The organism is Streptomyces sp. NPDC085944, assembly GCF_040686295.1.
GTDB classification, from domain to species: Bacteria; Actinomycetota; Actinomycetes; order Streptomycetales; family Streptomycetaceae; genus Streptomyces; species Streptomyces salinarius.
Map to the genome: position 1 here is coordinate 297962 of NZ_JBFBJX010000003.1, position 19856 is coordinate 317817.

At 71.3% G+C, this 19856-nt stretch carries 17 protein-coding genes; 14 read left to right on the plus strand and 3 right to left on the minus strand.

What is annotated here, in order from left to right:
* The first annotated feature begins 67 nt into the window (after window positions 1-67).
* The 8 genes from ruvC to relA all read left to right on the plus strand — a co-directional run bounded on the left by ruvC (window position 68) and on the right by relA (window position 9395).
* Complete coding sequence (gene ruvC, locus AB0P07_RS07730; protein ID WP_365546525.1) at window positions 68-634, plus strand: crossover junction endodeoxyribonuclease RuvC; 567 nt, start codon at window positions 68-70, stop codon at window positions 632-634.
* The gene (gene ruvA, locus AB0P07_RS07735) at window positions 631-1236 is read left to right on the plus strand and encodes a Holliday junction branch migration protein RuvA (RefSeq protein WP_102927933.1); all 606 of its coding nucleotides are present in this window, start codon (window positions 631-633) and stop codon (window positions 1234-1236) included. Before ruvC ends, ruvA begins: the two co-directional genes overlap by 4 nt.
* A 47-nt stretch (window positions 1237-1283) precedes the next feature.
* A complete protein-coding gene (gene ruvB / locus AB0P07_RS07740; protein WP_365546528.1) occupies window positions 1284-2357 on the plus strand; it encodes a Holliday junction branch migration DNA helicase RuvB in 1074 nt (357 codons plus the stop codon).
* Window positions 2358-2532: 175 nt separating this feature from the next.
* The gene (gene yajC, locus AB0P07_RS07745; protein WP_365546531.1) at window positions 2533-3048 is read left to right on the plus strand and encodes a preprotein translocase subunit YajC; all 516 of its coding nucleotides are present in this window, start codon (window positions 2533-2535) and stop codon (window positions 3046-3048) included.
* Window positions 3049-3183: 135 nt separating this feature from the next.
* Window positions 3184-4998, plus strand: a complete 1815-nt coding sequence (gene secD, locus AB0P07_RS07750) for a protein translocase subunit SecD (RefSeq protein ID WP_365546534.1) — start codon at window positions 3184-3186, stop codon at window positions 4996-4998.
* Window positions 4999-5001: 3 nt separating this feature from the next.
* The gene (secF, locus tag AB0P07_RS07755; protein ID WP_365546537.1) at window positions 5002-6123 is read left to right on the plus strand and encodes a protein translocase subunit SecF; all 1122 of its coding nucleotides are present in this window, start codon (window positions 5002-5004) and stop codon (window positions 6121-6123) included.
* A complete protein-coding gene (locus tag AB0P07_RS07760; RefSeq protein ID WP_365546540.1) occupies window positions 6120-6668 on the plus strand; it encodes an adenine phosphoribosyltransferase in 549 nt (182 codons plus the stop codon). The genes secF and AB0P07_RS07760 overlap by 4 nt, the downstream gene beginning before the upstream one ends.
* A gap of 183 nt (window positions 6669-6851) precedes the next feature.
* Window positions 6852-9395, plus strand: coding sequence for a GTP pyrophosphokinase (gene relA / locus AB0P07_RS07765; protein ID WP_365546543.1), 2544 nt, complete (start codon window positions 6852-6854; stop codon window positions 9393-9395).
* 79 nt (window positions 9396-9474) lie between these two features.
* Here the strand turns inward: relA and AB0P07_RS07770 are convergent, their stop codons facing one another.
* On the minus strand, window positions 9475-10704 hold the full coding sequence (locus AB0P07_RS07770) for a DUF349 domain-containing protein (RefSeq protein ID WP_365546546.1): 1230 nt from the start codon (window positions 10702-10704) through the stop codon (window positions 9475-9477).
* A 135-nt stretch (window positions 10705-10839) separates the two neighbouring features.
* The gene (locus AB0P07_RS07775) at window positions 10840-11673 is read right to left on the minus strand and encodes a peptidylprolyl isomerase (RefSeq protein WP_365546549.1); all 834 of its coding nucleotides are present in this window, start codon (window positions 11671-11673) and stop codon (window positions 10840-10842) included.
* A gap of 183 nt (window positions 11674-11856) precedes the next feature.
* Between AB0P07_RS07775 and AB0P07_RS07780 the strand changes: the two genes are divergently transcribed.
* The 5 genes from AB0P07_RS07780 (at window position 11857) to rpsD (ending at window position 17013) form a co-directional block, all read left to right on the plus strand.
* Window positions 11857-12564, plus strand: coding sequence for an MBL fold metallo-hydrolase (locus tag AB0P07_RS07780; RefSeq protein ID WP_365546552.1), 708 nt, complete (start codon window positions 11857-11859; stop codon window positions 12562-12564).
* A gap of 11 nt (window positions 12565-12575) precedes the next feature.
* The gene (gene hisS / locus AB0P07_RS07785; protein WP_365546555.1) at window positions 12576-13838 is read left to right on the plus strand and encodes a histidine--tRNA ligase; all 1263 of its coding nucleotides are present in this window, start codon (window positions 12576-12578) and stop codon (window positions 13836-13838) included.
* A 202-nt stretch (window positions 13839-14040) separates the two neighbouring features.
* On the plus strand, window positions 14041-14703 hold the full coding sequence (locus tag AB0P07_RS07790) for a vitamin K epoxide reductase family protein (protein ID WP_365546558.1): 663 nt from the start codon (window positions 14041-14043) through the stop codon (window positions 14701-14703).
* A gap of 44 nt (window positions 14704-14747) precedes the next feature.
* Window positions 14748-16103: a replication-associated recombination protein A gene (locus AB0P07_RS07795; protein WP_365546561.1), complete on the plus strand. Its 1356-nt coding sequence runs from the start codon at window positions 14748-14750 to the stop codon at window positions 16101-16103.
* Between the two features lie 295 nt (window positions 16104-16398).
* On the plus strand, window positions 16399-17013 hold the full coding sequence (rpsD, locus tag AB0P07_RS07800) for a 30S ribosomal protein S4 (protein ID WP_030185023.1): 615 nt from the start codon (window positions 16399-16401) through the stop codon (window positions 17011-17013).
* 31 nt (window positions 17014-17044) lie between these two features.
* Here rpsD and AB0P07_RS07805 read toward each other — a convergent pair whose 3' ends face one another.
* Entirely contained in the window at window positions 17045-19234 is a 2190-nt protein-coding gene (locus AB0P07_RS07805; RefSeq protein WP_365546564.1) for an AAA family ATPase, read from the minus strand.
* A 166-nt stretch (window positions 19235-19400) separates the two neighbouring features.
* Here AB0P07_RS07805 and AB0P07_RS07810 point away from each other — a divergent pair, with 166 nt between their 5' ends.
* Complete coding sequence (locus AB0P07_RS07810) at window positions 19401-19850, plus strand: DUF948 domain-containing protein (protein WP_102930884.1); 450 nt, start codon at window positions 19401-19403, stop codon at window positions 19848-19850.
* Window positions 19851-19856: the final 6 nt, after the last annotated feature.

The window sequence follows — 19856 nt, forward strand, 5'->3', positions numbered from 1 at the left end:
CCCGATGGTGACCAGCCAGGTCCGCGAGAGCGGCGGCGGTTTGGCCGCAAAGGAGGGGTGGGCGAGGGTGCGCGTACTGGGGGTGGACCCTGGACTGACCCGCTGCGGGGTCGGTGTCGTGGAGGGCGTCGCGGGCCGGCCGCTCACCATGGTCGGCGTCGGCGTCGTCCGCACGCCCGCGGACGCCGGCCTCGGGCACCGCCTCGTCGCCGTCGAGCAGGGCATCGAGCGGTGGCTGGACGAGCACCGGCCGGAGTCCGTCGCCGTCGAGCGCGTCTTCAGCCAGCACAACGTCCGCACCGTCATGGGCACCGCCCAGGCCAGCGCCGTCGCCATCCTGTGTGCCTCCCGCCGCGGCATCCCCGTCGCCCTGCACACGCCCAGCGAGGTGAAGGCCGCCGTCACCGGCAGCGGCCGCGCCGACAAGGCTCAGGTGGGCGCCATGGTCACCCGCCTGCTGCGGCTGGACGCGCCGCCGAAGCCCGCCGACGCCGCCGACGCCCTCGCGCTCGCCATCTGCCACATCTGGCGCGCCCCCGCGCAGAACCGGCTCCAGCAGGCCGTCGCCCTGCACACCGCCCAGGGCGCGCGCCGCCCGCAGACCCCCCACCCGTCGAAAGGCCGCCCCGCATGATCGCCTTCGTCAGCGGCACCGTCGCCGCCCTCGCCCCCGACGCCGCGGTGGTCGAGGTCGGCGGCGTCGGCATGGCCGTCCAGTGCACACCGAACACGCTGTCCACCCTGCGGCTCGGCAAGCCCGCCAAGCTCGCCACCTCGCTGGTCGTGCGCGAGGACTCGCTCACGCTCTACGGCTTCGCCGACGACGACGAGCGCCAGGTCTTCGAGCTGCTCCAGACCGCCAGCGGCGTCGGCCCCCGCCTCGCCCAGGCCATGCTCGCCGTGCACCAGCCCGACGCCCTGCGCAGAGCCGTCTCCACCGGGGACGAGAAGGCGCTCACGGCCGTCCCCGGCATCGGCAAGAAGGGTGCCCAGAAGCTGCTTCTGGAGCTGAAGGACCGGCTCGGCGAACCGATCGGCGCCCCCGCCGTGGGTGCCCCGGTCAGCACCGGCTGGCGCGACCAGCTGCACGCCGCCCTGATCGGCCTCGGGTACGCCACCCGCGAGGCCGACGAGGCCGTCACCGCCGTGACGCCGCAGGCGGAGGCCGCCGAGGGCACCCCGCAGGTGGGCGCGCTGCTCAAGGCCGCCCTGCAGACGCTGAACCGCGCCCGCTGACCCCGCCCGCCACCACCGACCCGGTGCGCCACGGCAAGGAGAACGAAGTGAACTGGGACGACACGACCGACGCGGAGGCCGCCGCCGAGCGGCTGGTGGGCGCTGTCGCCGACGGCGAGGACCAGGCCGTGGAGGCCGCCCTGCGCCCCAAGGACCTGGGCGAGTTCATCGGCCAGGAGAAGGTCCGCGAACAGCTCGACCTGGTGCTGCGCGCCGCACGCGCGCGTGGGGCCACCGCCGACCACGTGCTGCTCTCCGGCGCCCCCGGCCTCGGCAAGACCACCCTCTCGATGATCATCGCGGCCGAGATGGAAGCCCCCATCCGCATCACCTCGGGCCCCGCCATCCAGCACGCCGGCGACCTCGCGGCGATCCTCTCCTCCCTCCAGGAGGGCGAGGTCCTCTTCCTCGACGAGATCCACCGCATGTCGCGGCCCGCCGAGGAGATGCTCTACATGGCGATGGAGGACTTCCGCGTCGACGTCGTGGTCGGCAAGGGCCCCGGCGCCACCGCCATCCCCCTGGAGCTGCCCCCGTTCACCCTGGTCGGCGCCACCACGCGCGCGGGCCTGCTGCCGCCCCCGCTGCGCGACCGCTTCGGCTTCACCGCCCACATGGAGTTCTACGGACCGGCGGAACTGGAGCGCGTCATCCACCGCTCGGCCGGCCTGCTCGACGTCGAGATCGACCCCACCGGTGCCGCCGAGATCGCCGGCCGCTCCCGCGGCACCCCCCGCATCGCCAACCGCCTGCTGCGCCGGGTCCGCGACTACGCCCAGGTCAAGGCCGACGGCCTGATCACCCAGGAGATCGCCGCGGCCGCCCTCGCCGTCTACGAGGTCGACGCCCGGGGCCTGGACCGCCTCGACCGGGGCGTGCTGGAGGCCCTCCTCAAGCTGTTCGGCGGCGGACCGGTCGGCCTGTCCACGCTCGCCGTCGCCGTGGGGGAGGAGCGTGAGACGGTGGAAGAGGTCGCCGAACCCTTCCTCGTACGGGAGGGCCTGCTCGCCCGAACCCCACGCGGACGGGTGGCCACTCCTGCCGCATGGGCTCATCTCGGCCTCACCCCGCCGCGTGCACAGAGTTCAGGAAACGGACAACAGGACTTGTTCGGGGCGTGACGACCCGCTCACGCGAGGCACATTCGCCGGAGCAGGAACCCCGGTGCCATGCTGGGCGTTGTTCCATGCGCGCGGACTCGCCTAGACTCCGCCGATGCCGCCCTTGTCGGCAGCGTACACACCCCCAACCATCAGGCCGCTCACCATCGCGGTCGTGTGAAGGAAGTACCGACCCGTGAGTCTCGTGACCCTCCTCCCGTTCATCGTGCTCATCGGGGCCATGTTCCTGATGACCCGGTCGGCGAAGAAGAAGCAGCAGCAGGCCGCCAACATGCGGAACGAGATGCAGCCCGGATCCGGTGTCCGCACCATCGGGGGCATGTACGCCACGGTCAAGGAGGTCAACGACGACACGGTCCTCCTCGACGCCGGCCCCGGAGTCGAGCTGCTCTTCGCGAAGAACAGCATCGGCGCCGTCCTCACCGACGACGAGTACAACCGCATCGTCCACGGCATCGAGCACGACCTGAAGTCCGACGCGGACGTCGTCCCCGACGACGCCTCCTCCCTCACCGAGACCGACGCGCCCGCCGACGCCGCCTCCGACGAGAAGTCCGTCGACCTCGGCAAGAAGGCCGAAGAGCCCGCCGACGAGGCGACGGCCGACGAGCCGACGGCCGACGCCGCGCCCGCCGAGGCGAAGACGGACGAGAAGGCGAAGAAGTCCGACGGCGGTTCCGAGGCGAAGTAAGCCGTGCCCCGGGGTGCGCGGGACGGGTTCCCGCGCACCCCGCGCGACGCGCGGCTCGCACGGATCCGGACACCATGTGATGGCCGCCGGTGACGCCTTCTGGGCGCCAAGCGGCCCGAGAGGGAGTACACACAGGTGGTAGCACCTAAAAAGGGAAAGAATGCGAGCGCTCAGAGTAAGCCCGGGCGCTCGCTGGCCCTGATCCTGATCGCCATCGTGGCGCTCACCGGGGGCATGTTCGCCTCGGGACACACGACTCCGCGTCTCGGCATCGACCTGGCAGGCGGCACGAGCATCACGCTCCGGGCCGTCCCGGAGGCCGGCCAGGAGTCCGCGATCAACAAGACCAACATGGATACCGCGGTCGAGATCATGAACCGCCGTGTCAACGGTCTGGGCGTTTCCGAAGCCGAGGTCCAGACCCAGGGCGACCGGAACATCATCGTCAACATCCCCAAGGGGACGAACTCGAAGGAAGCCCGGGAGCAGGTCGGCACCACCGCCAAGCTGTACTTCCGTCCGGTCCTCGCCACCGAGCTCTCCGGCGCCAACGCGACCGGCAGCCCCTCGCCCAGCGAGACCGGCGGCGCTTCGGACAAGGCCACGGACAAGGCCACGGACAAGGCGACCGAGAAGGCCACCGACGGCGACAAGGCCACCGACGGCGACAAGCCGAGCAGCGGCACGCCGTCCGACCCCGCCTCGGCCAGCGCCACCACCCAGGGCCGCGCCGCCAGCGACGCCCTGAAGGCCGACCCCAGCCCCTCCGCGAAGAGCTCCGACGGCGCCTCCCCGTCCCCGAGCGCCAGCGCCTCCGGCGACGACGCGGCCGCCAAGCTGCAGCAGCAGTACGCGGCCCTGGACTGCACCGACGCCAACGCCCGCGCCAAGGCCGGCAAGGGTGCCAAGCCGGGCGACCCGACGGTGGCCTGCGGCCAGAACGCGCAGGGCCAGTGGCAGAAGTACATCCTCGGCCCCGCCGCGGTCGACGGCACGGAGGTCGACAAGGCCGACGCCGTCTACAACACCCAGACCGCCGCCGGCTGGACCGTGACGATGAAGTTCACGGACAAGGGCAGCAAGGAGTTCGCGGACATCACCGGCCAACTGGCCCAGAAGCAGTCCCCGCAGAACCAGTTCGCCATCGTCCTGGACAACGAGGTCGTCTCCGACCCGTACGTCAGCCAGAAGCTCACCGGCGGCAACGCGGAGATCTCCGGCAGCTTCGACCAGGAAGAGGCCCAGAGCCTCGCCAACATGCTGTCCTACGGCGCGCTGCCGCTGACCTTCAAGGAGGACAGCGTCACCACCGTCACCGCCGCGCTCGGCGGTGAGCAGCTGCACGCCGGTCTGATCGCGGGCGCGATCGGCCTCGCCCTGGTCGTCCTCTACCTGCTGTTCTACTACCGCGGCCTGTCGTTCATCGCCGTCTGCTCGCTGCTGGTCTCGGCCGGCCTCACATACGTGATCATGGCGCTGCTCGGCCCGACCATCGGCTTCGCGCTGAACCTGCCGGCCGTGTGCGGTGCCATCGTCGCCATCGGCATCACGGCGGACTCGTTCATCGTGTACTTCGAACGCGTCCGGGACGAGATCCGGGAAGGCCGCACGCTGCGTCCCGCGGTCGAGCGGGCCTGGCCGCGCGCCCGGCGCACCATCCTGGTCTCCGACTTCGTGTCCTTCCTCGCCGCCGCGGTGCTCTTCATCGTCACCGTCGGCAAGGTGCAGGGCTTCGCGTTCACGCTCGGTCTGACGACCCTGCTCGACGTGGTGGTGGTGTTCCTCTTCACCAAGCCGCTGCTGACGCTGATGGCCCGGCGCAAGTTCTTCGCCGGCGGTCACAAGTGGTCCGGGCTCGACCCCAAGGCCCTCGGTGCCAAGCCCCCGCTGCGTCGCACCCGCCGTCCGTCCCGTCCTGCCGCCGGCCCTGTCGACCCGAAGGAGGCGTGAGAGATGTCGAAGCTCGGACAACTCGGCGCCCGACTGCACCACGGCGAGGTCGGCTACGACTTCGTCAAGAACCGCAAGATCTGGTACGGCATCTCGATCCTCATCACCATCACGGCCATCGTCGGCCTGGCGGTGCGCGGCCTGCACATGGGCATCGAGTTCCAGGGCGGCGCGGTCTTCACCACCCCGAAGAACATGAGCGCCTCGGTCTCCCAGACCGAGACCTGGGCGGAGGAGGCCTCCGGCCACGACGCGATCGTCCAGAAGCTCGGCGACGGCAGCCTCCGCATCCAGATCGCGGGCACCGACACCCGGCAGTCGGACGGGATCAAGGAGGACCTCTCCGGGAAGCTGGACGTCCCGGCGGAGAAGATCAACGCCGACCTGGTCGGTCCCAGCTGGGGCGACCAGATCGCGAACAAGGCCTGGCAGGGACTCGGGATCTTCATGGTCCTGGTGGTGATCTACCTGGCGATCGCGTTCGAGTGGCGGATGGCACTGGCCGCGTTCGTCGCCCTGATCCACGACATCACCATCACGGTCGGCGTCTACGCCCTCGTCGGTTTCGAGGTGACGCCGGGCACGGTGATCGGTCTGCTGACGATCCTCGGCTACTCGCTCTACGACACGGTGGTCGTCTTCGACAGCCTCAAGGAGCAGACGAAGGACATCACGAAGCAGACCCGCTGGACCTATGCGGAGATCGCCAACCGCTCGATCAACAGCACCCTGGTCCGCTCCATCAACACCACGGTGGTCGCGCTGCTGCCGGTGGCGGGCCTGCTGTTCATCGGCGGCGGAGTCCTCGGCGCCGGCATGCTCAACGACATCTCGCTGTCGCTGTTCGTCGGTCTCGCCGCGGGTGCCTACTCCTCGATCTTCATCGCCACGCCGCTCGTCGCCGACCTCAAGGAGGCCGAGCCGCAGATGAAGGCCCTCAAGAAGCGGGTCCTCGCCAAGCGTGCCCAAGGGGCGGCCAAGGGCGAACAGGCACCGGCCGACGCGGACGGGGCACCGTACGCGGACGACGAGAGCGACGACGCGGCACCCGCGGTCGTCGGCCCCCGCAACCAGCCCGCCTCCCGCGGCCGGGGACGCGGCCGGCCCTCGGGGAAGCGCCGATGACCGGGACGACCGACCTCACGGAGCTGTTGCTCAGCCGCATCCGGGACGTGGCCGACCACCCGGAGCCGGGTGTGGTGTTCAAGGACATCACCCCGCTCCTGGCGGACCCGGCGGCCTTCACCGCCCTGACCGACGCCCTCGCCGGGGTCGCCGGGGGGACCGGCGCCACCAAGGTCGTCGGCCTGGAGGCGCGCGGCTTCATCCTGGGCGCCCCGGTGGCCCTGCGGGCGGGCCTCGGCTTCATCCCCGTGCGCAAGGCGGGCAAGCTCCCCGGAGCCACGCTCAGCCAGGCCTACGACCTGGAGTACGGCTCCGCCGAGATCGAGGTGCACGCCGAGGACCTGAGCGCGGGCGACCGCGTGCTGGTCGTCGACGACGTCCTCGCCACCGGCGGCACCGCCGAGGCGTCGCTGGAGCTGATCCGCCGGGCCGGCGCCGAGGTCGCGGGCCTCGCCGTCCTGATGGAGCTGGGCTTCCTCGGCGGACGGGCCCGACTGGAGCCGGCCCTGGCCGGGGCACCGCTGGAGGCGCTGCTCACGGTCTGAACGACGCACACCGCACGCCCGAGGCGGGCCCGGAGGAATCCGGCGCCCGCCTCAGGCGTTGCAAGGACTGACGGCCCTCACAGGCTCTCGGATTGGCCAGAAGGCGATCCCGGAGGGCAGGATCGCTACCATGGGGTGTCCGGAGCCTGACCGGGGGACCCGGATCGCGCACGAGGAGTCCTCTTGCCAGACGAGGCCCAGCCACTGACCGCCGCAAAGCCCGAGTCCGCCTCGGCGTCCGCGGCGAAGCCCGCGCCGAGCGCGCCCCAGGCGAAGAACGACACGCGCGGGCCGATCCAGCACGCCCCGGTCACGCCGGCCGACAAGCCCGCCGAGCAGCAGCCGCGTCCCAAGCCGCTGCCCTCCGAGCGCCCGCAGAACGCGCCCGTGGTCCGCACCCCCGCCGGGCAGCCCACCCGCTCGGGCTCCTCCAACCGCGTCCGCGCCCGCCTCGCCCGCCTCGGCGTGCAGCGCGCCAACCCGTACAACCCGGTCCTGGAGCCCCTGCTGCGCATAGTGCGCGGCAACGACCCCAAGATCGAGACGGCGACCCTGCGCCAGATCGAGCGCGCCTACCAGGTCGCCGAACGCTGGCACCGCGGCCAGAAGCGCAAGAGCGGCGACCCGTACATCACGCATCCGCTGGCCGTCACCACCATCCTCGCCGAGCTGGGCATGGACCCGGCCACGCTGATGGCCGGGCTGCTGCACGACACCGTCGAGGACACCGAGTACGGTCTGGAGGACCTGCGCCGCGACTTCGGCGACGTGGTCACCCTGCTCGTCGACGGTGTCACCAAGCTGGACAAGGTCAAGTTCGGCGAGGCCGCGCAGGCCGAGACCGTGCGCAAGATGGTCGTCGCCATGGCCAAGGACCCCCGCGTCCTGGTCATCAAGCTCGCCGACCGCCTGCACAACATGCGCACCATGCGCTACCTCAAGCGCGAGAAGCAGGAGAAGAAGGCGCGCGAGACCCTGGAGATCTACGCGCCGCTCGCCCACCGCCTGGGCATGAACACCATCAAGTGGGAGCTGGAGGACCTCGCCTTCGCGATCCTCTACCCCAAGATGTACGACGAGATCGTCCGCCTGGTCGCCGAGCGCGCCCCCAAGCGCGACGAGTACCTCGCCGTCGTCACCGACGAGGTCCAGCAGGACCTGCGCGCCGCCCGCATCAAGGCGACCGTCACCGGCCGCCCCAAGCACTACTACAGCGTCTACCAGAAGATGATCGTCCGCGGCCGGGACTTCGCGGAGATCTACGACCTGGTGGGCATCCGCGTCCTGGTGGACACCGTCCGCGACTGCTACGCGGCGCTCGGCACGGTCCACGCCCGCTGGAACCCGGTTCCGGGGCGGTTCAAGGACTACATCGCGATGCCCAAGTTCAACATGTACCAGTCGCTGCACACGACGGTCATCGGGCCCGGCGGCAAGCCGGTCGAGCTGCAGATCCGCACCTTCGACATGCATCGCCGCGCGGAGTACGGCATCGCCGCGCACTGGAAGTACAAGCAGGAGGCCGTGGCCGGCGCCTCCAAGGTGCGCACCGACGCCCCCCGGTCGTCCGGCAAGAGCAAGGACGACCACCTCAACGACATGGCGTGGCTGCGCCAGCTGCTGGACTGGCAGAAGGAGACCGAGGATCCCGGCGAGTTCCTGGAGTCCCTGCGCTTCGACCTCTCCCGCAACGAGGTCTTCGTCTTCACCCCCAAGGGCGACGTCATAGCGCTCCCGGCGGGGGCCACCCCGGTGGACTTCGCCTACGCGGTCCACACCGAGGTCGGCCACCGCACCATAGGGGCGCGGGTCAACGGACGGCTGGTGCCGCTGGAGTCCACCCTGGACAACGGCGACCTGGTGGAGGTCTTCACCTCCAAGGCGGCCGGCGCGGGACCCTCCCGCGACTGGCTGGGCTTCGTGAAGTCGCCGCGCGCCCGCAACAAGATCCGCGCCTGGTTCTCCAAGGAGCGCCGCGACGAGGCGATCGAGCAGGGCAAGGACGCCATCGTCCGCGCGATGCGCAAGCAGAACCTGCCGATCCAGCGCATCCTCACCGGCGACTCCCTGGTCACGCTCGCGCACGAGATGCGCTACTCGGACATCTCCGCGCTGTACGCGGCGATCGGCGAGGGCCACGTCTCCGCGCCGAACATCGTGCAGAAGCTGGTCCAGGCCCTCGGCGGCGAGGAGGCGGCCACCGAGGAGATCGACGAGTCGGTCCCGCCGTCCCGGGGCCGCGGCCGCAAGCGCCGGGCGAACGCCGACCCGGGCGTGGTCGTCAAGGGCGTCGAGGACGTGTGGGTCAAGCTGGCCCGCTGCTGCACGCCCGTCCCCGGCGACCCGATCATCGGCTTCGTCACCCGCGGCAGCGGCGTCTCCGTCCACCGCAGCGACTGCGTCAACGTCGACTCGCTGTCCCGGGAGCCCGAGCGCATCCTCGACGTCGAGTGGGCGCCCACGCAGTCCTCGGTCTTCCTGGTCGCCATCCAGGTGGAGGCGCTGGACCGCTCCCGGCTGCTGTCGGACGTCACGCGGGTGCTGTCCGACCAGCACGTCAACATCCTCTCGGCGGCCGTCCAGACCTCCCGGGACCGGGTCGCCACCTCCCGGTTCACCTTCGAGATGGGCGACCCGAAGCACCTGGGGCACGTCCTGAAGGCCGTACGCGGCGTCGAGGGCGTCTACGACGTGTACCGGGTGACTTCGGCGCGCAGGCCGTCGTAGCGGGCCGTACAGACGCACATACGACAGGGGCTCCCGTACGCACCGTACGGGAGCCCCTGTCGTATGCGGTCCGCGGCCGTCAGCCGCCGAACTCGTGCAGCCCCTTGAGCGCCTGGTCGAGGAGCGCCTGGCGGCCCTCCAGCTCACGGGCGAGCTTGTCGGCCTTGGCGTCGTTGCCCTGGCTGCGCGCCTGCTCGATCTGCGAGCGCAGCTTGTCCACGGCGGCCTGGAGCTGACCGGTCAGACCCTCGGCACGCGCGCGTGCCTCCGGGTTGGTCCGGCGCCACTCGGTCTCCTCGGCCTCCTGGATGGCCCGCTCGACCGCGTGCATCCGACCCTCGACCTTGGGCCGGGCGTCGCGGGGCACGTGCCCGACGGCCTCCCAGCGCTCGTTCACCGAACGGAACGCGGCGCGGGCCGCCTTCAGGTCGGTGACCGGGAGGAGCTTCTCGGCCTCCTCGGCCAGCTCCTCCTTGAGCTTCAGGTTCTCCGCCTGCTCGGCGTCCCGCTCGGCGAAGACCGAGCTGCGGGCGGCGAAGAACACGTCCTGGGCGCCGCGGAAGCGGTTCCACAGGTCTTCCTCGTGCTCGCGCTGGGCGCGGCCGGCGGCCTTCCACTCGGACATCAGGTCGCGGTAGCGCGCGGCCGTCGGACCCCAGTCCGTCGAGTTCGACAGCGCCTCCGCCTCGGAGACCAGCCGCTCCTTGGTCCGGCGGGCCTCCTCGCGCTGTGCGTCGAGCTGCGCGAAGTGCTGCTTGCGGCGCTTGGAGAACGCCGAGCGCGCGTGCGAGAAGCGGTGCCACAGCTCGTCGTCGGACTTGCGGTCCAGGCGCGGCAGGCCCTTCCACGTGTCCACCAGCGAACGCAGCCGCTCACCGGCCGCCCGCCACTGGTCCGAGCGCGCCAGCTCCTCCGCCTCGGCGACCAGGGCCTCCTTGGCGCTGCGTGCCTCGTCGGACTGCTTGGCCCGCTGGGCCTTGCGCTCCTCGCGGCGGGTCTCCACGAGCGCGACGAGCTTGTCCAGCCGGGCCCGCAGCGCGTCCAGGTCGCCGACCGCGTGGTGCGCGTCCACCTGCTCGCGCAGGTGGTCGACGGCGGTCTGGGCGTCCTTGGCCGACAGGTCGGTGGTCTTCACCCGCTTCTCGAGGAGGCCGATCTCGACAACCAGGCCTTCGTACTTGCGTTCGAAGTAGGCCAGTGCCTCCTCGGGGGAGCCTGCCTGCCAGGATCCGACGACCTGCTCGCCGTCGGCCGTACGCACGTACACGGTCCCCGTCTCGTCGACGCGGCCCCACGGGTCGCTGCTCACAGCGCCTCCTCCACATGATGCCTGCGGGGGGCTTCGCCACCCCCGGGCATCGTCCACAGTTTCGTCACGGCCAACATAGGCGACCGGCGGGGGGCCTGTCCGCATCCCGCACGACCGAACTTTCGCTGATGAGGGTCAGGATTTGGTGACCGTGGCCTTGTCGATCACGACCGTCGCGTTGGGTGCGGTGTTGCCCGTCGTCGGGTCCGCGGGCTGGGCTCCCGCGGAGGCGATCTTCTTCAGCACCGACATCCCCTCCTTCGAGACGGTGCCGAACGGCGTGTAGCTCGGGGGCAGCTGGCTGTCCTGGTACACGAGGAAGAACTGGCTGCCGCCGGAGTTCGGCTGCCCGGTGTTGGCCATCGCCACCGTGCCCGCCGGGTAGATATTGTCCTTGAGGCTCTTGTCCTTCAGGTTCTCGTCCGGGATGTTGTAGCCGGGGCCGCCGTTGCCCTGGGCGGTGGGGTCGCCGCACTGGAGGACGTAGATGCCCTCGGTGGTGAGCCGGTGGCACTTGGTGTGGTCGAAGTAGCCCTTGCCCGCCAGGAAGTCGAACGAGTTGACGGTGTGCGGTGCCGCCTTCGCCTTCAGCGCGATGTCTATGTCACCGCACGTGGTCTCCAGCTTCATCGTGTACTCCGCCGACTTGTCGACGGTCAGCGCAGGCTCCTTCTTCCAGGTCTGCGTCCTGACCTTGCCCTCGGCCGGTTTGTCGCACGGGTCCGGCGCCTTGTCGGTCGCCGAGGCGCTCGGAGTGACCTCCGCGCTCGCGTTCGTCTTGCTGTCGTCGTCCCCCAGAACCACACCGGTCGTGTACAGCGCGACACTGCCGATCAGGATCACGCCCAGCACGGACGCGATCGCGGCGTTGCGCATGCGCGCCTTGCGTCGCGCGGACGTGCGTCGCTGCTGCTGCCGCAAGAACTTCTCCCGGGCGAGCTGACGCCGCCGCTGCTCCTGGCTGACCACCGGGTTCTCTCCTCATGCGTCTTCGTGTGCCGACCGGTACGCGTGGGTGCGATGAGCCGACCATGGGCGTGTAGCCCCGTACCGTATATGGGTTCGCTGAGGAATCGGCACCGCCGGTAGGCTCTGACCATGGGCGCGACCGGTTCGCAAGCCCACCCGTACCGACCCAAACGAAGGACGATCGTGCTCATTGCCGGGTTCCCCGCCGGTGCCTGGGGGACGAACTGTTACCTCGTCGCCCCCGCCGCCGGTGAGGAGTGCGTGATCATCGACCCGGGCCACCAGGCGGCCCCCGGAGTCGAGGACGCGATCCGCAAGCATCGGCTCAAGCCCGTCGCCGTCGTCCTCACCCACGGCCACATCGACCACGTCGCCTCGGTCGTCCCGGTGTGCGGCGCCCACGACGTGCCGGCCTGGATCCACCCCGAGGACCGCTACATGATGAGCGACCCCGAGAAGGGCATCGGCCGCAGCATCGGCATGCCGCTCATGGGCGAGCTGACCGTCGGGGAGCCGGACGACGTCAAGGAGCTGACCGACGGCGCCGAGCTGGAGCTGGCGGGCCTGCACCTGTCGGTCGCGCACGCGCCGGGCCATACCAAGGGGTCGGTGACCTTCGGCCTGCCCGAGACGGCGGACATCCCGCCGGTCATGTTCTCGGGCGACCTGCTGTTCGCTGGCTCCATCGGACGCACCGACCTCCCCGGTGGCTCCATGGACGACATGCTCGAGTCCCTGGCACGCGTGTGCCTGCCGCTCGACGACTCGACCGTGGTGCTGTCCGGACACGGCCCCCAGACGACCATCGGCCAGGAACGCGCCACCAATCCGTATCTGCGGCAGGTGGCCGCCGGCCAGGGCGCCTCCGACGCGCCCCGACGAGGAATGTGACGAGACCTTCCGTGAGCACCTTCAAGGCCCCCAAGGGCACGTACGACCTGCTGCCGCCCGACTCCGCCAAGTTCCTGGCCGTCCGCGAGGCGATCGCCGCCCCGCTGCGCAACTCCGGCTACGGCTACATCGAGACGCCCGGCTTCGAGAACGTCGAGCTGTTCGCGCGCGGCGTCGGCGAGTCCACCGACATCGTGACCAAGGAGATGTACGTCTTCGAGACCAAGGGCGGCGACCGCCTCGCCCTGCGCCCGGAGACCACCGCCCCCGTACTGCGCGCGGTCCTGGAAGCCAACCTGCACAAGGCGGGCAACCTGCCGGTGAAGGTCTGGTACTCGGGCTCGCAGTACCGTTACGAGCGCCCCCAGAAGGGCCGTTACCGCCACTTCTCCCAGGTCGGCGCCGAGGCGATCGGTGCCGAGGACCCGGCCCTGGACGCCGAACTGATCATCCTGGCCGACCAGTCGTACCGCGCCCTCGGCCTGCAGGACTTCCGCATCCTGCTCAACTCCCTGGGCGACAAGGAGTGCCGTCCCGTCTACCGGGCCGCGCTCCAGGACTTCCTGCGCGGCCTCGACCTGGACGAGGACACCCTGCGCCGCGCCGAGATCAACCCGCTGCGCGTCCTGGACGACAAGCGCCCGGACGTCCAGAAGCAGCTCACCGACGCCCCGCTGCTGCGCGACTACCTGTGCGACGCCTGCAAGGCGTACCACGAGGAGGTGCGCGAGCTGATCACGGCGGCCGGCGTGGTCTTCGAGGACGACCCGAAGCTCGTGCGCGGCCTGGACTACTACACGCGCACGACCTTCGAGTTCGTCCACGACGGCCTCGGCTCCCAGTCCGCGGTGGGCGGCGGCGGCCGCTACGACGGCCTGTCCGAGATGATCGGCGGCCCGTCCCTGCCCTCGGTCGGCTGGGCCCTCGGCGTCGACCGCACCGTCCTCGCCCTGGAGGCGGAGGGCATCGAACTGGACATCCCCTCCGCCACCTCCGTCTTCGCGGTGCCGCTGGGCGAGGAGGCCCGCCGGATCCTGTTCGCCAAGGTCACCGAGCTGCGCAAGAACGGCGTCGCCGCCGACTTCTCCTACGGCGGCAAGGGCCTCAAGGCCGCGATGAAGGCGGCCAACCGCTCCGGCGCCCGCTACACCCTGGTCCTCGGCGAGCGCGACCTGGCCGAGGGCGTCGTCCAGCTCAAGGACATGGAGTCCGGCGAGCAGACCGCGATCGGCGTCAACGAGATCGTGGCGGAGCTGGAGTCGAGGCTCGGCTAGCTGTTCTGTCCGGGGACATCCTCGTGGGGCGCGCGGATTCGCTCGCGCGTGCCCCTGGGGAACGGATGATGGCCAGAACACGCCGCTCCGGAGTGATCGCCGATCCGTTCATAGGCTCATCGAACGGTGCCCATACAGGCTTGTGCGGCACAATGGCCCCTGCCCGAAGCAGGTCCCACCCCCCAGTGACGGAATCGGCGTGATGAGCAAGACGACAGTGAAGGACGTCTCCACCGTGGCGGAGTCCGCGCCGGACGGCAGCACCCGCACCCCGCGCACCGAGGGCGGCAGCCGGGCTTTCGCGCTGCTGCTGGTGATTACGGGCGCGGCCGGTCTCCTCGCCGCCTGGGTCATCACGATCGACAAGCAGAAGCTGCTCGAGGCCAAGGTCGCCGGGACGACCTACACGCCGGGCTGCAGCCTCAACCCCGTCGTCTCCTGCGGCAACATCATGGAGAGCGACCAGGCCTCCGCCTTCGGCTTCCCCAACCCGATGCTCGGCCTCGTCGCCTACGGCATCGTCATCTGTGTCGGCATGAGCCTGCTCGCCCGTGCCACCTACCCGCGCTGGTACTGGCTCACCTTCAACGCGGGCTGCCTGTTCGGCGTCGGCTTCGTCTCCTGGCTGCAGTTCCAGTCCCTGTACCGGATCAACTCGCTGTGCCTGTGGTGCTGCCTGGCCTGGGTCGCCACGATCCTGATGTTCTGGTACGTGACCTCCTTCAACGTCCGCAAGGGCTTCCTGCCCGCGCCGAACTGGCTGCGCGGCTTCTTCGGCGAGTTCACCTGGGTCCTGCCGGTGCTGCACATCGGCATCATCGGCATGATGATCCTCACCCGCTGGTGGGACTTCTGGACCAGCTGACAGCACCCGTCGCTTTGTCAGTCCGTTGATTTAGGGTTCAAGGCGTGGAGCCCGATCTGTTCACCGCCGCAGCCGAAGAACGCCAGGAGAAGGACCCGACCGGCAGTCCCCTCGCCGTGCGGATGCGCCCGCGCACCCTCGACGAGCTCGTGGGCCAGCAGCACCTGCTCAAGCCCGGATCCCCCCTGCGCCGCCTGGTCGGCGAGGGCGCGTCCGGCCCCGCGGGGCCGTCCTCGGTCATCCTCTGGGGCCCGCCGGGCACCGGCAAGACCACCCTGGCGTACGTCGTCTCCAAGGCCACCAACAAGCGGTTCGTGGAGCTGTCGGCGATCACCGCGGGCGTCAAGGAGGTCCGCGCGGTCATCGACGGCGCCCGCCGCGCCGTCGGCGGCTACGGCAAGGAGACCGTCCTCTTCCTCGACGAGATCCACCGCTTCAGCAAGGCCCAGCAGGACTCCCTGCTCCCGGCCGTCGAGAACCGCTGGGTCACCCTGATCGCCGCCACCACCGAGAACCCGTACTTCTCGGTGATCTCCCCGCTGCTCTCCCGCTCCCTCCTGCTCACCCTCGAACCCCTCACCGACGACGACGTCCGGGGCCTGCTGCGCCGCGCCCTGTCCGACGAGCGGGGCCTCAAGGGCTCCCTCGCCCTCCCCGAGGACACCGAGGAGCACCTGCTGCGCATCGCCGGCGGAGACGCCCGGCGCGCGCTGACCGCGCTGGAGGCCGCCGCCGGGGCCGCGCTCGACAAGGGCGAGACGGAGATCGGCCTGACCACGCTGGAAGAGACGGTCGACCGGGCCGCGGTGAAGTACGACCGCGACGGCGACCAGCACTACGACGTCGCCAGCGCCCTGATCAAGTCCATCCGCGGCTCCGACGTCGACGCCGCCCTGCACTACCTGGCCCGGATGATCGAGGCAGGCGAGGACCCCCGCTTCATCGCCCGGCGCCTGATGATCTCCGCCAGCGAGGACATCGGCCTCGCCGATCCGAACGCGCTGCCGACAGCCGTCGCCGCCGCCCAGGCCGTCGCCATGATCGGCTTCCCCGAGGCCGCCCTCACCCTCAGCCACGCCACCATCGCCCTGGCGCTGGCCCCCAAGTCCAACGCGGCGACCACCGCCATCGGCGCCGCCCTGGACGACGTGCGCAAGGGCCACACCGGCCCGGTCCCCGCGCACCTGCGCGACGGCCACTACAAGGGCGCCGGCAAGCTGGGGCACGGCCAGGGGTACGTGTACCCGCACGACCTGCCCGAGGGGATCGCCGCCCAGCAGTACGCGCCGGACGGACTCAAGGACCGGACGTACTACACGCCGACCCGGCACGGCGCCGAGGCCCGGTACGCGGACGCCGTGGAGTGGACCCGCGGGCACCTCGGTCGCAAGCCGTCCTGAGCAGCCTGTAGAATCGCCCGGAGTGCCGAGTCCCGTGCCGTCAGAACGGGACAACCGGCCGGAACCCTCCGGGGTTCCAGGAGCGTCGCGCACCGTCGATCGGTGTCGCGGGCAGCCCACCACCACCCGGCTTCCGGGAGCGGTCGGTGGGCCACTCGCGTGCTGCACGTATGTGCCCAGACCAGGGGAGCGGCTGCCCGACAGGTCCGTCAGCGGACCCGACGGGTTTCCCCGGCTGCGGATTGCGACCTCCCACAACCCTGACAAGCCGGAAACTAGAGAAGAGACACACACAGTGGCGAACCAGTCCCGCCCCAAGGTCAAGAAGTCGCGTGCCCTCGGCATCGCGCTGACCCCGAAGGCCGTCAAGTACTTCGAGGCCCGCCCCTACCCGCCGGGCGAGCACGGCCGCGGCCGCAAGCAGAACTCGGACTACAAGGTCCGTCTGCTCGAGAAGCAGCGTCTGCGCGCGCAGTACGACCTCAGCGAGCGCCAGCTCGTCCGCGCCTACGAGCGTGCCTCCAAGACCAACATGAAGACCGGCGAGGCCCTGGTCATCGAGCTCGAGCGCCGTCTCGACGCGCTGGTCCTGCGTTCGGGCATCGCCCGCACGATCTACCAGGCCCGCCAGATGGTCGTCCACGGCCACATCCAGGTCAACGGCCAGAAGGTCGACAAGCCGTCCTTCCGCGTCCGCCCGGACGACGTGGTGCAGGTGCGCGAGCGCTCCAAGGAGAAGACGCTCTTCACCATCGCCCGCGAGGGCGGCTTCGCCCCCGACGGCGAGACCCCGCGCTACCTCCAGGTGAACCTCAAGGCCCTGGCGTTCCGCCTGGACCGTGAGCCGAACCGCAAGGAGATCCCGGTGATCTGCGACGAGCAGCTCGTCGTCGAGTACTACGCCCGCTGATCCCAGCCCCGGCGCAGTACACCCGCGGTACTCAGCCCGCCGTCTCCCCGCCCTTCCCGGTGGGCGAGGCGGCGGGCTTCGCCGTGCGGGCACCCGGAGCGGCCCGCCCCCCGGCCGCCGTGCGCGGCGCCGGCAGCGAGGCAGGCGCCCCGGGCCGGCGCAGCGCACGCGCCACCGCCTCCCGGCGGCCGAGCCGCGCCCCGTGCCGTACGCACTGCTCGTACCGCTCGTCGCCCAGCTGGTCCCGAGCCGCCGCCTCGCACAGCTCGTGCGGCGCGTTGTAGTGCGCCGACCCGAACAGCGGCAGCCCCACCGACGGCCACATCCGCGCCGCCGCACCCTGCAGCACCGCCGCCTCCGCCGCGTCGCCCTCCGCCACCGTGACCAGGGCGAGGAGCTCCACCGCCAGCACCGACCCCAGCTGGTCGCGGAAGCGGTGCGCCCCGCCCAGACAGTCGGCCAGCAGCTCGCGGGCGCGCACCGGTTCGCCGTCGCTCCAGGCCGCGTAGGCCAGGACGTACAGGGCGTAGCCCCGGGCCCAGCGCTCGCCGTGGTCCTCGCACACCTGGCGCACGTCCTCGCACAGACACACCGCGTCCGGCAGATCGCCCTGGAACGCCCGGGCCATCGCCAGCTCCACCTGGCCCATCAGGACGTTGCTGTTCAGCTCGCCGATCTCCCGGTAGCGGTGCAGCGCGGAGCGCAGCAGCGTCTCCGCGCGCGGCAGGTCGTCCGTCACCAGTGCCAGACAGCCGGTGCGGTGCTCCGCGTACGCCACCGCCGTCGGGTTCCCCGAGCACTCCGCCTCCTCGCGGCACTCCTGGAGCGCCCCGAGCGCGCGCACCGTGTCGCCCTGCAGGATCGCCACGTACGCGAGCACCCACAGCGCCTTCAGCCGGGACTGCTCGCCCGCCGTCGGCTCCGCGTCCAGCCGCACCGCCTGCTCCAGCCAGTGGCGCCCCTCCGAGAGCCGCCCGCAGCCGACCCAGTGGAACCACAGGGCGCCCGCCAGATACTGGCCCAGGTGCCCGCCGTCCGGCTCGCCCAGGCAGTGCTCCAGGGCGCTGCGCAGATTCGGCAGCTCGGCGTCCACCCGCGCGGCGACCTCGCCCTGGCGCGGCGAGAACCACTCCAGCTCGCACCAGGTCGCCAGGCCCACGTACCAGTCCCGGTGCCGCCGCCGCAGCCGGTCCGCGTCACCGGCCGCCGCCAGCCAGTCGGCGCCGTACGCCCGCACCGTGCCGAGCATCCGGTAGCGCACCCCGGCCGGGGACTCCTCGCGGTTCAGCACTGACTGGGCGAGCAGTGCGGACAGCACGTCGAGCACCTCGTCGGCCGGCAGCCCGTCCCCGCTGCACACGTACTCGGCGGCCTCCAGGTCGAACGGCCCGGCGAACACCGACAGCCGCGCCCACAGCAGCCGCTCGGGCGGCGTGCACAGCTCGTGGCTCCAGCCGATCGCCGTACGCAGCGTCCGGTGCCGGGGCAGCGCGGTGCGGTCCCCGCCCGCCAGCAGCCGGAACCGGTCGTCGAGCCGGCGCAGCACCTGCCCCGGCGACAGCGCGCCCAGGCGCCCCGCCGCCAGCTCGATCGCCAGCGGAATCCCGTCCAGACGCCGGCACAGCTCGCGCACCTCCCGCTGGTCGGCGTCCGGGTCGTCGTCGAAGCCGCAGGTGACGTGGAGCTGCCCGGCCCGTACCGTCAGCAGCTCCACGGCCTCCTCCGTGCTCAGCGGCGCCAGCGGAACCAGCCGCTCCCCGGCCGCGTCCAGCGGCCTGCGCCCCACGGCCAGCACCCGGAGTCCCGGAGCGCGGCCCAGCAGGTCGGTCACCAGCGACGCGCAGGCGTCCACCAGGTGCTCGACCCCGTCCAGGACCAGCAGCAGCTCCCGCTCGGCCAGGTGCGCCAGCAGCGTCTCGCGCGGCAGCCGGGTCGTGTGGTCGGTCAGGCCGAGCGCCTCCACGACCGCGTAGTCGACGAACTCCTCGTCGCGCACCGGCGCCAGCTGCACCCGCCACACCCCGTCCCGGGGCGAGCGGCGCGCGGCCGCCCGCGCGGCCAGCCGGGACTTGCCCACGCCGCCGGTCCCGGTGACGGTCACCAGCCGGGCCGAGTCCAGCGCCCCGGCCAGCTCCGCGAGTTCCGTCGCTCTGCCCACGAAGGAGTCGAGCTCCAGCGGTAGATTGCCGTGCGGGATGCCGTCGCGCCGAAGGTCTCGCATGAAACACGGAGCGTACTGAACCGTATTCACTCCGTACAATCGCTTCGCGCGACTCGGCCGGACCGCGCCGCGCGCGACGGGGAATCCGGTACGGAGCCCCGCGCCCGGCGCGATAGGCTCGGTGCACGACTTTCCCGATGTTCAAGGCACGTCTTTCAGGGAGCGGGTGCACACAGTGTCCGGTGGCGAGGTGGCCGGGATCCTGGTGGCCGTCTTCTGGGCGATCCTGGTCTCCTTCCTCGCCGTCGCACTGGCGAGGCTGGCCCAGACGCTCAGGACGACCACCAAACTCGTGGCGGACGTGACCGACCAGGCCGTCCCGCTGCTGGCCGACGCCTCGGCGGCGGTGCGCAGCGCGCAGACCCAGATCGACCGGGTCGACGCGATCGCCTCCGACGTCCAGGAGGTCACCTCGAACGCCTCCGCGCTGTCCACCACCGTGGCCTCCACCTTCGGCGGCCCGCTGGTCAAGGTCGCGGCGTTCGGATACGGCGTGCGCCGGGCACTCGGCGGTCGCAAGGAGGACATGTCCGCCCCCGCCGACCGGGCGCGGCGCACCGTGATCGTGGGCCGTACGCTCCCGGCCGCGCGGCGGACGAAGCGGAAGAAGGGCTGACCGAGG